Source organism: Candidatus Uabimicrobium amorphum, from assembly GCF_009002475.1.
Taxonomy (GTDB): Bacteria; Planctomycetota; Uabimicrobiia; order Uabimicrobiales; family Uabimicrobiaceae; genus Uabimicrobium; species Uabimicrobium amorphum.
In genome coordinates, this window is the sequence record NZ_AP019860.1 from 7,403,776 (window position 1) to 7,420,260 (window position 16,485).

At 35.3% G+C, this 16,485-nt stretch carries 10 protein-coding genes and 1 pseudogene; 3 read left to right on the top strand and 8 right to left on the bottom strand.

All coding sequences use genetic code 11. From position 1 onward, the window contains the following. Window positions 1-131: 131 nt before the first annotated feature. Both UABAM_RS25825 and UABAM_RS25830 read right to left on the bottom strand, forming a co-directional pair. Complete coding sequence (locus UABAM_RS25825; protein WP_151970878.1) at window positions 132-839, bottom strand: hypothetical protein; 708 nt, start codon at window positions 837-839, stop codon at window positions 132-134. A gap of 8 nt (window positions 840-847) precedes the next feature. Beyond that, a complete protein-coding gene (locus UABAM_RS25830) occupies window positions 848-1,243 on the bottom strand; it encodes a hypothetical protein (RefSeq protein ID WP_151970879.1) in 396 nt (131 codons plus the stop codon). A 524-nt stretch (window positions 1,244-1,767) separates the two neighbouring features. Here UABAM_RS25830 and UABAM_RS25835 point away from each other — a divergent pair. After that, window positions 1,768-2,595, top strand: coding sequence for a hypothetical protein (locus UABAM_RS25835; protein WP_151970880.1), 828 nt, complete (start codon window positions 1,768-1,770; stop codon window positions 2,593-2,595). Between the two features lie 110 nt (window positions 2,596-2,705). Here the strand turns inward: UABAM_RS25835 and UABAM_RS25840 are convergent, their stop codons facing one another. From UABAM_RS25840 to UABAM_RS25860, 5 genes are all read right to left on the bottom strand, one after another. After that, complete coding sequence (locus tag UABAM_RS25840) at window positions 2,706-3,272, bottom strand: site-specific integrase (protein WP_151970881.1); 567 nt, start codon at window positions 3,270-3,272, stop codon at window positions 2,706-2,708. Between the two features lie 539 nt (window positions 3,273-3,811). Further along, window positions 3,812-4,489, bottom strand: a complete 678-nt coding sequence (locus tag UABAM_RS25845; protein WP_151970882.1) for a hypothetical protein — start codon at window positions 4,487-4,489, stop codon at window positions 3,812-3,814. A gap of 265 nt (window positions 4,490-4,754) precedes the next feature. Beyond that, window positions 4,755-6,434, bottom strand: a complete 1,680-nt coding sequence (locus tag UABAM_RS25850) for a cytochrome c family protein (protein ID WP_151970883.1) — start codon at window positions 6,432-6,434, stop codon at window positions 4,755-4,757. 540 nt (window positions 6,435-6,974) lie between these two features. Then, window positions 6,975-9,230: a protein kinase domain-containing protein gene (locus UABAM_RS25855; RefSeq protein ID WP_151970884.1), complete on the bottom strand. Its 2,256-nt coding sequence runs from the start codon at window positions 9,228-9,230 to the stop codon at window positions 6,975-6,977. A 601-nt stretch (window positions 9,231-9,831) separates the two neighbouring features. Then, complete coding sequence (locus UABAM_RS25860; RefSeq protein WP_151970885.1) at window positions 9,832-11,814, bottom strand: bifunctional serine/threonine-protein kinase/formylglycine-generating enzyme family protein; 1,983 nt, start codon at window positions 11,812-11,814, stop codon at window positions 9,832-9,834. A gap of 760 nt (window positions 11,815-12,574) precedes the next feature. Between UABAM_RS25860 and UABAM_RS25865 the strand changes: the two are divergent. Together UABAM_RS25865 and UABAM_RS25870 are read left to right on the top strand one after the other, a co-directional pair. Further along, window positions 12,575-13,147, top strand: a pseudogene (locus UABAM_RS25865) (recombinase family protein); the annotation flags it as partial. Window positions 13,148-13,343: 196 nt separating this feature from the next. Beyond that, entirely contained in the window at window positions 13,344-16,184 is a 2,841-nt protein-coding gene (locus tag UABAM_RS25870; RefSeq protein WP_151970887.1) for a DUF3427 domain-containing protein, read from the top strand. 10 nt (window positions 16,185-16,194) lie between these two features. Here the strand turns inward: UABAM_RS25870 and UABAM_RS25875 are convergent, their stop codons facing one another. Next, a complete protein-coding gene (locus tag UABAM_RS25875; protein ID WP_151970888.1) occupies window positions 16,195-16,416 on the bottom strand; it encodes a hypothetical protein in 222 nt (73 codons plus the stop codon). Between the last annotated feature and the right edge of the window lie 69 nt (window positions 16,417-16,485).

Genomic DNA, 16,485 nt, shown 5'->3' on the forward strand with positions numbered 1-16,485 from the left:
ATAAAATTTACAATGACCATATCCTGGCCGATATGGTCATTTTGTATTTTATAGCAAAATTTTTGCTATTTCAACATTTTTTTATAAAAATTATACGGTTTTTATACGGAAACTTAAAGCTCTTTTTTGTATTATTTGTCCATCCACGCCAAAAAACGTTCCTGTAAAACAGAAAAATCCTTCTCCGCAAGCATCTTTTCCTTCAAAGGTTCCCATTCATCTAAAAAAAGTTGTACCGTACATGTGCGTGGATAAAACTGCATAATGAGATGCACATCAAACTTATCCGTATCGGCAAATGTAGAACGATTTTCCGCATTGCGATACAGTATACTATAAGGAATCACTTGCAACACGTCGCGATCCTTCATATAAATTTCCGCAATATCTGTGAGTGGTTCATTTTCCCCCACATTGCTCTTTACATCGCGATACTCGATCTCATACTTATCGCCATCATAATCGCGAATAATCTCGCCCACCACCATATAATTGCTTGCCGGTAAATAAACACGATGACCATGAGGTTTTACCGTAACCACGAGTTGGCGATAATGACACGGCCGCGGTTTGCGCTTTTCTTTCTTCGCCAACACCCGCTCTCTCTCATAAACAATCGAATGTTCCTCAATCATCGCGCGCTGCACCGTATCATTGCGATCCCAATCGGTAATGAGCACATGCTCTACCTTATTTCTCTTCACGAGTCCCAACAAATTACTCTTTGCCATTCCCATCTGCGCTGCGGCATCATTTACCGTATAAAAAAAGCGATAACGATCACCACCAAAATAAATATTGCGCTCCACAATACTTCTAGGCTTATAACTCTTACCCATAACTCCACTCAACAAACATAGAAAAAGTCCAAAAATGCCACCGGTACAAAAAACCGTGTCAAGCAATCCTTGCATCCAAAAGAAACCATTCTTTTCTCTGGATCTTTACACGCACACTTCTTTACCTTGATCTGCTTTGAACAAAACATACACATCGTATCCTCAAACTCAAAACTACTCGTATCAAACAAACGCTTATTTGCCCGAGAATACTTCAGCACATCTTTCTTACGCGAACAATGCGTGCGCAAAGCCGGAACATCACACTTGCGCACAAACAACGCAAAACGACAATGCGAACAATGCGCATAATAACGCACAATCTTTTTCGTGGGCTTAATCAACATATGATCCGGCAAACCACAACAAAGACAAGTCTCTAAATACAAACGTCCATCCTGCATACAACTCTCCTGATATAGTTTAGTACTACTATAAGAAAACCATCCCTCAAGAGAATTCTATGCCGCAAATCCCACAACCGCAAACTCGTTTATCCGTCAATAATTTAAACGCTTTACAAAAAGTAGGTAAAAGGACTAAACACGACCAATAACCGAGTAAAACCACGCAAAAAAAAGTTGAAAAAACTTGTCATTTTTTTATTCGCATCATTTGTGTGTAGAACCAAAGATTTGTGCTACATTTTTACACGATTGACAATAGGTGTATACAGTTTTTTTTGTAAGTAGAAATACTTTTTGGTTGGAGAAGCTTATAATCAAAGGGATGAATACATTACAAAAAAATGTAATGTTATGTAAGGTAATAAATATATATTTATATAGATGATAGATAAATAAAGGATGGTAGAGCAAAAAATTGAGTAAATTGATTTTGTAATGGTTGGTGAATATTTTGTAAGGTTTGTATAATAAATTAGATATTCAATGACTACGCGGTTTATAAATTCAGTATGGAGAAGTCAATGTTTCAAATTGGAAATTATAAAGTAAAAATCGTCACCGGTAAGAAAACACAAACCATAAATGTGTTTAACACAAAAGGTGAACGTTGCTACAAATTTCGCATTAGCGATTCAAAACGCTTCGTGAATCAAAATCTACTACAAGGTCACACTTCTATTCAAAAGATGCAACAAAACTTAATAAAAGAGCACAATGCTGTTATTGAAAAATCTTGCAATGGCACGGAGGCAGGATTAGATTCTTGGATGCAAGAAAGTATTTTTTATGTAGAGCAAGCGATTAACAATTTACTTGAGCACTTTGTTCAAGTTCCATATTTTCATAGAGTTGAACAGTCACTACACTGCGAACTTTTTCGTCATTTATTGCAATCAGATCCGTTAAACCAAGTACTGAACTTTGAGCACTTTCAAACAGGCATCATTCACAAAGAATGGCCAGAGACAATCCCACGAGAATATGAAGGTAAAAACCAAAGAGGAAATTTTGACTTCGCTTTATTGACTCCCCCAAGTAAAAAAGAGCAAAAAATTACAACAGATGATTTTTGTAAAGGTCTTATTCGTCCCTCTATTGTTATAGAGATGGGTTTAAATTACGACTTTAAGCATCTACAAAATGACCATCAAAAGTTGATAAATAGTGGTGTAGACTATGGCTACTTAATCCACTTTGCAAGAAAAAATGCCGGACAGAAAAATGTGAAAGAATACGTAGAACAAATTATTAGTAAGGAAAAAGCGAGTAATATCAAAATTGCATATGCACATGTTGTTAAAAATAACGTTTGTTACCGGCGTATTGGAGATAAGATGGTAAAATGCTAATTTAAATAAAACCTCGATGGACAGATTTGTCCGTCGAGAATTACATTTTATGCTGAGGCTTATATAGTAATAGTACTACTATATAAAATTTGTTTACATATTGACAACCACTACAAATTCAGTTCTAAATAAACGTTGTCCAAATCCTCTTGAGTAATTCCAATATAAGCCAGAGTTACCGAAGGTGCTGAGTGGTTGAACAACTTTTGGATTAAGGTAATATCTTTACCTTCCTTGTAAGCATGATATCCAAATGTCTTCTTCAAACTGTGGGTACCTATTTTTTCTTTGATACCAACCGCTTTTGCCGCATCATTAATAATTTTGTATGCTTGCCATCGGCCAAGATGTCTTTTATTTTTTCGTGAGATAAATAGTGGTTCATTGGGACTATATTCTACTCTTGTTTTTAAATAGTCCACAATAGCTCTTTTTGCATTCGTTCCGATTGGAAATTCCTTATTCTTTCCTGTCTTTTTCTCGCGTATACAAATACGTTCCTTTATCTTTTTGCCATCAACCACATCCAAGATTCGCAGTTTGAGCAAATCGCTAATTCTCAAACCAGAATTGATTCCCAAGATGAATAAACAATGATTTCGCTCACTACTTCCGCGTAAATACTTTTTCATCGCGTCAATTTTTTTACGGTCGCGAATTGGGTGTACAAATTCCATTTTTCCTCCTTTTGTAAACGATCTAATAGTCTTTATTAAATTATATCGTTATGTGTGATTGAATTTCAAAAAAGAGAAACAAATAAATGAAAAAACACTTGTGAGGTTTATTTGGCAGGCATTAGAGAAAACAATACCAATCACACACAACAAAGTTGTGTGTGATTGGAGTTTAGAAATACAAAAGGCCTAGTGGGATTTACCACAGTATTTTTAACGAAAAATATAAGAGTTTCATTCACATTTTTTATGCTATGTGCATTTTCTTTTCACATTACCCAATAATGACATGTGCCCGTAGTGAGGCTTTTTCAAGAAAGCTTCTTTGGATGACATTCACCATATTTATCAGCCATCGCTATTTTTTTGTAGTTATTTAACTGTTTTTTGTTAGATACTATGTATGTTCTATTTCAGTTTCGGAAAGTAATTTTTTCTATTTGGTTTTATCATCGCTGTCGCCGTCATCGTCAATATCACCATCGCTGCCATCGTCAATATCATCATCTATATCACTATCGCTGTCATCGTCAATATCATCATCTATCGCTGTCATCGCTGTCATCACTGCCATCGTAGTCATTGTCGCTACTGTCATAATTGTAATCTTCGATCCCAAGTTCTTCTAAGATTTCGCCAATTACACCATCTAAGCTATCTAGCCTCTTTTTAAGTTTTTGTATTTCTTGTTCGTGTCTTTTGGTAATTTTTTGTTGTTCGTCTATTTCCTTTTTTAGTAGACTTATTTCAGAAAAATTTTTATACAAGTTTTTGTTATTTTTATGTGAATACGGCAATGTATAATAGACTAACTTTTTAACAGTATCGAAACCCACATTTTGCTTTTTTCCTGATATTGTAGTTTTACTTACAGTAAATTCATATTGACCTATAAGATCATTACTATGGATATCTATATCAAACAACGTAATACGAATTTTTTGATCCAACAAAATAGAAATCTGTGTTTCTAAAACTTCATCTATTTTTACACTATCTTGGTACTTTTTACTTACAAATACATTTGTCCAGCGATTCTCCTGCCAAATATCTACATGTAAAACAATATCGGGTTTGCCAAGAAGACTATCCCATTTTTTACCCTTTTCATTTTTTGATGAGACTTCTATATCAGAGATGTAGAGATAGGTTTCTTGACTAAATGCAAAAATTGCAAAAATAAAAAGATTTATAAATAGGAGTGTGTATAACTTCATAATTACCTTTCTAACAATATTTTAGTTTATTTTATCTAAAGGAAGGAGGAGATAGCTCAAGTTTATGTTATCAGGCTTATTCATAGTTAATTGTAAACCTATTCGATAGCCTAAGAGATATTTTGTTCTCATTTAATTAGTTTAAAAATACTATGTTTTCAAGCACAACGATTTATAAAATCAAGCCTCTACATACAGGGATCGTTTTGTGAGATCAATAAAATGATTTATCATAACAAAAGTTATGATATAAACGAGTTACTTTTCACTTATAGTTTTTGGGAATAATAGCATCCAATGATTCTAATTTACTTCCATCATGGTTTTTGGTAAACTTTTTCGCTTTTAAGATAATCAAATTTGCTCCTGCAAGTAGTTGCTCATGGTTGCCTGGACGCAAACTCAGTTTCTTAAACAGCTTTAATAGCTCGGAGATTTCGTGAATATCAGCTTTATTTTGTAGCGCAACCAAACGCCTGTATCCAATTTTTGCGCGCTCCATCGCATTAGTAAAATAGATACCTTTTTGGGTAGCTTTAGCTATCCCTCGTAAAGCGTATTCTAAATCGAGCATAGCTCCAACCACGAACATAACTCGTAGTCGTTGCTTAGTAGTTTCTGCATTTTGCGCATTACGACTACGAACAAAATTGTGGCGCTCCATCCCTTGAGACCAACTTACAAATTCAAAATTCCGACTTCCGGCTCGATGCCCCCCCTTATTTACCAGTTCTTCATCTAGTACGCTGTGACATGCATAACATTTTTGAGCAATGTTGTAAATATCAAGTGTATTGCCCATACCTTTTTTAGCAGCGCTTTCCAATCTTTTTTTTCGTGGTATATCAAAATTGTTGTGAATGTATAGCCAGTCTTTTCCTTCACCATGACATGACTCACAAGAAACACCTGACACTGCTTTTGGTTTGCCTCTTTGTTCTTGTTGCGTAAAGTGACATTTGACACAACGACCACTTCTTTTAATACTGCCCATGAGACCTAGTTTTTTAGATATTTGTTTTGCATTTGCTCTTAAAGGCATCCATTTAGTTTTGTAGTGAGGTGTTTTTTTCCATTGGGCCGTTTCTTTTCGGTGACATTCGCTACATTTATCAGCCGTAACTATTTTTTTGTAGTTAGTTGGTCGTCTTTTTCTATCAAAGTTACTACGCATTTGTTCTAATTCATTTTTGGAAAGTTTTAAACTTCTAGTTATTTGCAAAATTTTTTGCCATGTTTTTTTCCGTTCTTTTGTCATTTTCTCTAATTTTTCCTGTTTGGCTAATTTTTTCTGTTCGGCTTTATACTTGCTTATATTTTTGTAGATGTCTTCGTCGCCAATCCCAAGTTCTTCAATAACCTGGTTAATTACACGATCTATACTTTCTAGTTTCTTTTTAAGTCTCTGTATTTCCTGTTTCTGCCTTTGGATAATTTTTTGTTGTTTCTCTTTTTTCTTTTTTAGCAAACTTATTTCAGAAAAATTTTTATACAAGCTTTTGTTATTTTTATGTGAATACGGTAATGTATAATAGACTAACTTTTTAACATTGTCGAAATCCACATTTTGCTTTTTTCCTAATATTGTAGTTTTACTTACAGTAAATTCATATTGACCTATGAGATCATTGTTACTCATATCTATATCAAACAATGTCATACGAATTTTTTGATCCAACAAAATAGAAACCTGTGTTTCTAAAACTTCATCTATTTTTACACTATCTTGGTACTTTTTACTTACAAATACATTTGTCCAGCGATTCTCCTGCCAAATATCTACATGTAAAATAATATCGGGTTTGCCAAGAAGACTATCCCATTTTTTACCCTTTTTATTTTTTGATGAGACTTCTATATCAGAGATGTAGAGATAGTTTTCTTGACTAAATGCAAAAATTGCAAAAATAAAAAGATTTATAAATAGGAGTGTGTATAACTTCATAATTACCTTTCTAACAATATTTTAGTGACTATATAATTTTTTTATTCACGGCACAAACGATCAGGAACTAGATAGACCAGGGAGAATTTATCGTAGTAAGAACAACAGGAAAACATCAATATACTCTAGAGAAGAAAAAAGTTAAGCATGAAACAAGATGAGCAAAAACTAACAATTTGTTACTCACGAGTAAGTGCTAACGGCTAAAACAGAGAAAGGTAGGTTGAATTTCTCCTTGCTCTCGCCGCATTCCATTCGTTTTTAAAGTGATTGCTCTCTTACCTTCTTCTGGAGTGAGATTATGACAATCGAACTCAGTACTCTCCGACGTTAATCTTCGCTTTACTTGTTTGAAGTTTTCTAAAGACGGAATAGCAATGTTTTTCCATTTTGTTTTACTCGCGGATATTTTGTAGCCGACAAATTTTTCTTTATCGAATTCGAGTTTTTAATAGCCCGATTACACGCTCTGTACCTTCTTTATTTATTTATTTTCTCCTACAAATTTTTATTTACATGTCGTTTTCATATTCCAGAACGCTAGGAACTTATCCATATCACATAAAAGGCGGAAAGGAGTATAACAAATAAAGCAAGTACAAAAAGAGTTAGGTCCTCTTCAGCAAACTTTTCTTGTTCTTTGTTTTTGACTTTTTTTTCTTCTAGTTCCCTTTCAAGTTCAAGTTCTTTGAATATTCGTTCTGCCTCAAGGTTTTCTAATATTCGTTCTGCCTGACCTAAGTCCAATAATCCTGAATCTAGTTCTGTTTCGAGTATTTCTATTTTATCTGCTGGCGATGGCACAAGCGTTTTGCCTTCTAGTTTCCTTTCTATTTCAAGTTGTCGCTTTAGTTGTCTCTCTTCTAATAACTTCTCACATTTTTCCATTTCTTCTTCTGCTAATGATGGCGCAAGTGCTTGGCCTTCTAGGTCATTTTTTAGTTCTTCTAATATTAGTTTTGCCGCACCTAAATCCAACAATCCTGAATCTAGTTCTGTTTCGAGTATTTCTTTTGCTTTTATATATTTTTCTGCCTTTATGCGTTCTATTACTTCTTCATATTTTTCCGCTTTTTTCATATCTTCTTTTGATGGTGGCATAACGGTTTGCTTATTTACTATCTCTCTATGGAGGTGTTGAACATCTTCTTTAGAAAAGAAAAGATCACCATCAGATTCAATTAAGTTAATATATCCATCTACGGCATAGTTTATTAGTTCCTCTTCAGTAATCTGCAAAAATTTTAATACTTGAGTTTTTGATAAATCTTCTATAGGTATACTTAAATTTGTATTTTGGCTTTTGGGTATTGCTTCTGATGTACCTTTTTGCTCTAAAGAATCATTTTTTTCGCTTTTCCCATCCGAATATTTGGTATTTTTTGCAAGGTACATAAATTCATAATCGGAGATCTGAATCAGAGACATATCTAGAAGTTCCGTTTTTTCATTTACAACTTTTGATTGGACAACAATTGATTCATTACGGCTTAAATTTTCAATTGTTACTTTACCTTCTTCTACGCGAATTAGTGCCTGTGTTCTAGATATACTAGTGTGCTGTATAACTATATCGTTATTAAAGCTTCTTCCTAAATAATTGTTGCGTTTTTTCAATGGCAATAGAATTTTTCCACCTTGATTATCTATCATGTAGAGATATGGATAGATGTTCTCATTACTAAATTCTCCGGCATGCTCTATCAAATGTAAATGGAGAGTATGGGTATCACTATATCTTTCCTTCTGGGAAGATTTTAGACATTTTAAGCAGATAGTTTTTAGTTCTTCAGATATTCTATCTTCTGATTTGAAGCTTTTATCGATATAACTTTTAGCTAAAATCTGTGGTAGGAATTCGCCATCATTTGCGTATCTTCCGGTTAGGACTTCATACAAAGTAGCTCCTAAGGAATATATATCATGAGAAGGCGCTGGTTTGTTTTTGTCAAGCCTTTCTGGAGCAATGTATCTTAAAGTACCAGATGTGTTTTCTTTATTTGTTGCATCGCCAATGATTGCAATTCCAAAGTCTACTATTTTTGGTTTTTTTGTCTCAAACGAAACTAATATGTTCTGTGGTTTTATATCTTGATGATAGATGTTTTTCTGGTGTATGTAATTTAGAGCATCGGCCAGTTGTGCAAAATACTCACATACATTTGCTTCAAATCTTGATTCGTCACGTTTTTCATGAAAAAATTCTTTAATATTATCTCCTTCAACATACTCCATTACAATATAAGGAATATGCTGTTCATCTATTCCAAAATCATAAATATGTACGATGTTAGGATGATTAAACTTCGCAACGATCTGCGCTTCTTTTTCGAATTGTTCTATGCCTTTTTCATCCAGAATAAACTTACTCTTTTTTATTGCCACATGCCTTTTTAATGAGCGATCAAATGCTTTATAAACAATTCCATAACCGCCTTCGCTAATTTTTTCCAGTATTTCATATTTGTCTATTGTAAGTTTTTGAGAACCTGTTGCATTCTCATTTAAGTTATTGGTTATTTTTTGTTTATCTAAGTCTATAGTCTTTGTCTTTTCTTGTTCAATTATACTACTGGCAGCCGTCTGGAATAAGGGATATAAATATTCGCTTGCTTCAATGGATCTCCAGTATCGGATTGTTGGATCAATATCGTTTATCGGACTAACTGTTGCATTCTGATCTACTTCGAATATTTGGCCTGTATTTGGACACTCATATCTATCAACCATATTTTGAAATATGATTTTGTGGTCCTCCTTGCACGAAGGGCAGTTGATTTTTATTTTTATTCTCACATTAGATATCCTTTAGAATGTTCTGAAAACCTAAAAAGGTTACTCCAAAATACTTCAATCCGCCAATAAAAAAACGATTTCGCGAAACAGCGGCAGTAACTGCTTTGACTAGTAACTCAAAGCGTTTGCAACTTCTCTGAATTGAATACGCTACTAATACGCTCGATACCGCATTTCTACCATACTTAACTGTGGTAACCCAAACCTCAACCAACAATGAGGTCACACAGCGTGCTGAAGAGTTAGTCGTGAAGATACAACAAAATTCAGGAAAAAACAAAGTGATTTTGATATTCCTTGCCATCTTGACTGTCTTTTTAATAAGGGACTTTTTGCAATTGGATTGATCTTGATATTTTTGGCTAAGGTAGCTTTACATTCTATTCATTGAGGAGTGACATCTTCGATTTTGTTGTGTATCTGGCTTGTTTTGGTGTGCATTTTACTTCTAGTTAGCTATACAGTTGACTGTACTTTTTTATACCAGTAAAATGTATAAAACTACATATGTTACAAGTAACAGTATATATAACACAGAGTAACTATTTCATGAACCGCAAAGGGTAAAAAAGTAAAAGAGCAAAGTGATACAAGTCTACTGTTAATTGTCCGCAGTCCAAGTAATACAAGGACGAAACCCCAAATCGTTAACAAAAAAGCTAGGCGAAGCATAGTGGCGATCCGCCGAACGACAATCCCCAGTATGATAGTCCCACCCACCCCCACGAATAACACGTCTCGAACCCGACGATGCCCCTTGAGGATTGTTAGTTGTACTACTAGTGTAGTAGTTACTGTCATACCAATCTGCACACCACTCCCACACATTCCCTGCCATATCATACAAACCAAATGCATTTGGAGATTTTTGCCCTACTTTATGAGTTTGACGACTAGAGTTACTATGCCACGCATAGTTCCCATCCATCGAATTTCCCCAATAATACTTACTACGAGTTCCCGCACGGCAGGCGTACTCCCACTCCGCCTCTGTCGGCAATCGCATACCAAGTCTATCACAAAAAGATTTACTCTTTGTCCAACTCACATTCTCCATAGGAAGTTTGTTATCTTTGACATCCGAAAATTTACTGTCCTTAAAATATGAAGGATTATCTCCCATAACACTTCGCCAAACTTCCTGAGTCACTTCATGCTTTGCCAACAAAAAACTGTTCACACTCACACGGTGCATTGGTTTTTCATCAACGCCCACACCAGAATCGTTACTTCCCATGTTGAAACTTCCTCCGGGAATAAGAACAAACTCCATTCCTGTACGATCATGGCGGTACTCCTTCATTGTATGTGTTTGTCCACCACAAGAATATGTTTTCTCATGCAAAAACTTAAACCCTGGCATACTCGCCACATTGACCACATCAGCATTATCCATTCCTTTCCACCAAAAGGCAAGAATTGCCAATGAAATAATAAAGAACAATATCAAATAGCGACTTTTACTTCTTTTTTTATGTCTCTTTTTACATTGTTCGACATTGTCATGTGGTGTTATTTCGTTTATCGAAAACTCGGTTTCGGTGACCTCTTTTTCAACTGTAGTTTGTAAAAAATCTTTCGCTGTTGGCCTCTGTTGTGGATCTTTGTTAAGACTTCTCATTACAAGTTCTTTGAGACGACTAGAAACCGGGTATATTGCTTTCTCTTCGATATCTGTAGCCTCGCAAACAAATATACTACGCATCAACTCAGGCATGGTTTGTCCTTTGAAAGGAGATTCTTTGCAAATCATTTCATACAGTATAACACCCAACGACCAAATATCTGTAGCTGGTTGCGCCGTACCATCAAAAGCCTCCGGAGCAGCATAGCGTGGAGTATAACCTCCTTTGAGGGATTTCAACGATTCACTTTCTAACTTCATTTGTGCTGTACCAAAGTCAGATACTTTCAAAATGCCATTGTGCAATAAAACATTATCTGGTTTCAAGTCGCGGTGTATAAGAAGATCTGGCTGTAAACTATGAGAGGCTTGTAGAGCATTCGCAATCTCTTTTGCCCAGCGCTCGATATCTTCAGCATTGTATGGCTGTTGCATGCGATGTCTTAACACCCCCCCGTTGCAATATTCTAAGGCGAGATACGGGGAACGAATGTCGTGATCTAGAATTGAGACTACATTTGGACAACTTGATAGTCTACCTGTAGATAAAGCTTCCTGTGAAAACATCTGTCCTAGTTCCAACTTTGCCCATTGAATCGCTTCCTGTTCGTTTTGTTTGGAGGAAAGATTTTCGTTATGCTTATAACCGCTTTGTTGTGCGTAGTTATGCAAAATTTTTTCTGTTGGTCTTTTGATCGCCACAAATCTTGTTTTAGTATTAAGTAGTCGCTTAATATCCACCCCAAGGTATACTTTTCCAAAAGCACCTTCCCCTAATACTCGAAGTAAACCATAACGATTGTTTAGTATCGCAAATCTTTTATTGACAATATCTTGAGAATTTTTTTCGTTCCAACATACTAACTCTGACGAGATTTGCTTTTGTACCAAGCGTAAAAAAATTTCGCTTGTTGTTAACTTTTCACCGTTACTTAGGCTCCAATTTTCATTGATTTTCATCCTTTTCTCCGTACAGTGGGCTTGTTTTATCAGAGTCTTAAAATAGATATTTCCGCCAGCTTTTGATAACGAATTATACTATCACATAAAAAAACAAAAATACAGGTAAATTTGGGCTTTAACAATTACATTATGCGCTGGTACACTACCCCCAGTTTTTAATTGTAATTTTGTATCCCCCCCAATCTTGCCCATGTTGGATTAATTTTACAATGTAAAGCTCAGGAACACCTATAAAAGTTTGTTGGGTAACTATCGGTCCTCTTAATTTTACAAACGAACAGAGAAAAAATTTAACTTTCCAGATTACTTTTAATTCTTTTAACTCATCGCCAACAATTTTTTTATTCTGATGAGATCCTTAGTTTGATGGATGAGGGGCATCGAGGTCTTAGTGAGCTTCATTGTATAGACTATTTTAAAAAGTTTCAGAACGTATTACCCTTAATATTTTATCTATTTTAGCTCTTAAATAAAGATAAAATAGATAGTGACAATGGCGTTGTCATTACAGCGATTCTGAAAAAAACCCGAATTAAAATTGCCAACCTAAGTAGTAAAAAACGCTCGTTTTTTACTACTCCTCTTTTCTAAAAAATACACGCCTCAAATTTAACCTAAAAATTCCACACACCCCTTTCAAATTCTATTTATCATCAATTTCTACAAAAAGTTCGAAAAAGTCGTTTGAAAAATCAGTTTGACGATTGTAGTATCTCAATGAGATTATCGAACCGTTGATTATTATATGGAAAACAATATGAAAATCGGATACGCAAGAATTTCGACTAAGAATCAAAGTTTCAGCTTGCAAGTTGATGCTTTAGAAAAAGCAGGTTGTAATAAAATATACAAAGAGGTTATTTCTGGAGCAAAGTCAGAAAGAAAAGTACTTGAGAATCTCTTATCAAATTTAAGAGAAGGGGATACTCTCATTGTTTGGAAGCTTGATCGCCTAGGAAGGTCATTAAAGCATCTTGTCGAACTCATTAACACCCTAATGAAAAAAAGAGTAGGCTTACAAAGCATTAATGATCCTGTTGACACAACTACTGCACAAGGACGCTTAATATTTAAGATATTTGCTTCTCTTGCGGAATTTGAACGTGAAATTATTCGCGAACGTACTCAAGCAGGTTTACAAGCCGCGAAAGAACGAGGTAGAGTTGGTGGTAGACCAAAAGGTCTATCAAAAAAAGCGCAATCAACAGCTTGTGCAGCAGAAGCACTTTATAAAGAAGGAAAACTAAGCGTTCAAGAAATCGCCAATCAGTTAGGGATAGCTAAAAGTACATTATATAATTATTTACGACACCGTAATGTCAAAATCGGTTTGAATTAAACATGTGACTACATCAAGCAACTACTTTAGAACAAAGAAAAAAAAATGCGAAACGATGTTTTTATAGCTATACCATTTCATCCAATATAAAATAACCGAATGCTTACGACTATAACTACGCAAATTTCATATCCAAAACTTTTACTGTCAAATCATCTAAAATATTCCATACTAGAAACCAAAAGGTATGAGTGAATTCAATCAAGAATTACAAAAGAGCCTGTTGACAGGTTTTGTCAACCGCAATTTAAATTCGAAGTTTTGTTATCAGCCAGAGCTTCTGATCAATGACAAACGTAAAAATCAAACAGTATTATCAGTGTTGCTGAGAGAACTAGAGCAATGTCGTTCTTTTCGTTTTTCGGTGGCTTTTGCAACAATGAGCGGTGTCGCGAGTCTGATGAAAATGTTTGATGATTTGCGTTGTGCTAAGGTGTCTGGGCAGGTATTGGTATCACAGTATCAAAACTACACACAGCCTCAGGCGTTGCGTTCTTTGTTGCAGTTTAAAAATATACAACTGCGTATAGTCAGCGATGGTTGTTTTCATGCCAAAGGTTATATATTTCAATATGATGAGTATTACAATTTGATTGTTGGTAGTAGCAACTTAACGGCTCCCGCATTGCAAAAGAATAATGAATGGAACTTGAAGGTTTCTTCAGCATACGAAGGCAAACTAGTTGTTGATACATTGCAAAAGTTTGAAGATGATTTTGCCCAGGCAACGGTGGTAGATGATGCCTTTATCGATCGCTATACGCAAATCTATTCACGCAAATCGTTTCATTTTGATGCTGATTTTGATTTCACTAAGCCTCCAAAGCCTAACAAAATGCAGTTGGAGGCGCTGGAAAATTTAGATGATTTGCGACGTGAGGGAAAGAACAAAGCGTTATTGATTTCGGCCACGGGAACCGGGAAAACATATCTATCAGCGTTTGATACTAAAAAGCTAAATCCCGATAGATTGTTATTTGTTGTTCACCGCGCCAATATAGCTAGGGCGGCTCTCCACACTTTTCAAAAAGTCTTTGGCGAGAGCAAAAAAATGGGAATGTATTCCGGTCAAGAGTTAGATTCTAGTGCCGATTTTGTCTTCTCAACCATTCAGACCATTTCCCAAGATCATCATCTTGTTAACTTTTCACCTGATAGTTTCGATTACATCGTTATTGATGAAACTCATCGCGCGGGAGCCAAGAGCTATCAAAAAATCATGAGCCATTTTACACCTAATTTCTTACTGGGTTTGACCGCAACTCCAGAGAGAACCGATGGTCACAATATATTTAAAGAATTTGATTACAACATCGCTTATGAAATACGTTTGCATGACGCTTTAGAGCAAGAGATGCTTTGCGACTTTCATTACTACGGTATTCGCGATGTCTCTGTTGATGGCCAAGTTCTTGGCGAAGAAACTCCCTTTAACCTCCTTACCGCAAACGAACGCATTCATCATATTATCGACAAGGTAAAGATGTATGGCACTGACAATGGAAAAACAAAAGGTTTAGTTTTTTGCCGTTCTGTGGAGGAAAGCAATGCATTATCGTTGGCATTTAATGAAAGAGGCTTTAACACTATATCTCTTACCGGAGCTAGCTCCGAAGAAAAAAGAGCGAAAGCAATTGAACTACTAGAAAGTGATGTGGGGCTAGACTATATTTTTACTCGTGATATCTTTAATGAAGGTATTGACATTCCAAAAGTAAATCAGGTCATTATGCTGCGTCCAACGCAATCGGCAATTATATTTGTACAACAATTGGGACGTGGTTTGCGAAAAGCGCATGGCAAAGAATACCTGACAGTCCTTGATTTTATTGGCAACTACAACAATAACTTTTTAATTCCCGTTGCTCTTTTCGGTGATAGCTCATATAACAAGGATACACTACGCAAGATGATGGCGAGTGGAAGTTGTTTGATGCCTGGAACATCTACAGTGAATTTTGAACGAATTGTACAGCAGCAGATTTTCGCAGCAATTGATCGAACCAATCTTTCGTTAAAAAAAGACCTGCGTGCCGACTACAAACTGCTCAAGTTTAAGATCGGTAAAGTTCCAATGATGATGGATTTTGTGCGCTTAGGTTCACGAGATCCATACTTGTATGTGAAAAATAGCAAATCATATTTCAATTTTGTGGCAGGAGAAGAAAGCGAGTATGCAACGAAATTGTCGCCACAACAAAGAACTTTATTACAACTATTTTCTCTAGAAATTGCCAACGGAAAACGCATCGAAGAAGTTTTGATTTTGTTAGAACTCCTGACAAAACAGGAGGTCTCCTTCGCGCAAATCAAAACACATATTCAGGAACGATATGGAATTTCAAGTATGGCTACCATCGAATCTTGTGTACGAAATTTAAACTTCGTCTTTGTAAAACAACCACAGCAAATCGTTCATTGTCAGCAAGATGTTATCCAACAACATGAAAGTTTCACTTCGCACCTCTGCGATCAAACATTCTACAAGTTCTTACACGATAATCTTGAATATGCGAAAGACACGTATGAAAGATTGTTTGATAAAGACTCTTACGTCTCCGGCTTTTTGCTTTACCGGAAATACTCGCGTAAAGATGTGTGTCGTATCCTAAATTGGCAAGATAACGAAAGTTCGACAATGTACGGATACAAAGTGAAATACAATACATGTCCGATATTTGTGAACTATCACAAGGAAGATAACATTTCCGAGTCAACCAAATACCACGATTACTTTATCAATCGTTATGAATTCAACTGGATGTCACGATCAAAGCGAACACTGGAAAGCAAAGAAATCATTGCAATTCGCAATCATCAAAAAAATGAATTGCGTTTACCTCTATTTATCAAAAAAAGCAATGATGAAGGCACTGACTTTTATTACATGGGTGATGTTACCGCAACAGACTCTGAGCAATCAACAATAAAAGACGATCATGGCAAGGATGTTTCTGTTGTCCAGTTTAAATTTAAAATGAACACACCTGTTGCTCCACATATGTATGATTACATTACTGCAAGGTAGTAAAATCCTGTTAATGAGGAAACTTTGTCACAAAAAAAACAAACAATAACAATGGAATTGCAATCAAAAGAACAAGAGATATTCTTATTCTCATATTCTTCTCTTCTTTACACATCCCTTCATTTCTTATACCTTGAGAAATCAAAAATAAAAGAATTATTGCAGCTATCAAGAAAGAACCAACGTTTGAAACAAAAAACCATTTTATTTTTCCCAAAACTACTTCAATCATAAGTAGATACTCCTACTCAGTTTTAAAACATCATTGTGACGACTTCTTTGATTGCTTATAAAGAGAGTA

Bases quoted from the DNA above. Each gene is read 5' to 3' on its own strand.
- UABAM_RS25825 (WP_151970878.1), bottom strand. From the start codon at position 839: ATGGGTAAGAGTTATAAGCCTAGAAGTATTGTGGAGCGCAATATTTAT.
- UABAM_RS25830 (WP_151970879.1), bottom strand. From the start codon at position 1,243: ATGCAGGATGGACGTTTGTATTTAGAGACTTGTCTTTGTTGTGGTTTG.
- UABAM_RS25835 (WP_151970880.1), top strand. From the start codon at position 1,768: ATGTTTCAAATTGGAAATTATAAAGTAAAAATCGTCACCGGTAAGAAA.
- UABAM_RS25840 (WP_151970881.1), bottom strand. From the start codon at position 3,272: ATGGAATTTGTACACCCAATTCGCGACCGTAAAAAAATTGACGCGATG.
- UABAM_RS25845 (WP_151970882.1), bottom strand. From the start codon at position 4,489: ATGAAGTTATACACACTCCTATTTATAAATCTTTTTATTTTTGCAATT.
- UABAM_RS25850 (WP_151970883.1), bottom strand. From the start codon at position 6,434: ATGAAGTTATACACACTCCTATTTATAAATCTTTTTATTTTTGCAATT.
- UABAM_RS25860 (WP_151970885.1), bottom strand. From the start codon at position 11,814: ATGAAAATCAATGAAAATTGGAGCCTAAGTAACGGTGAAAAGTTAACA.
- UABAM_RS25870 (WP_151970887.1), top strand. From the start codon at position 13,344: ATGAGTGAATTCAATCAAGAATTACAAAAGAGCCTGTTGACAGGTTTT.
- UABAM_RS25875 (WP_151970888.1), bottom strand. From the start codon at position 16,416: ATGATTGAAGTAGTTTTGGGAAAAATAAAATGGTTTTTTGTTTCAAAC.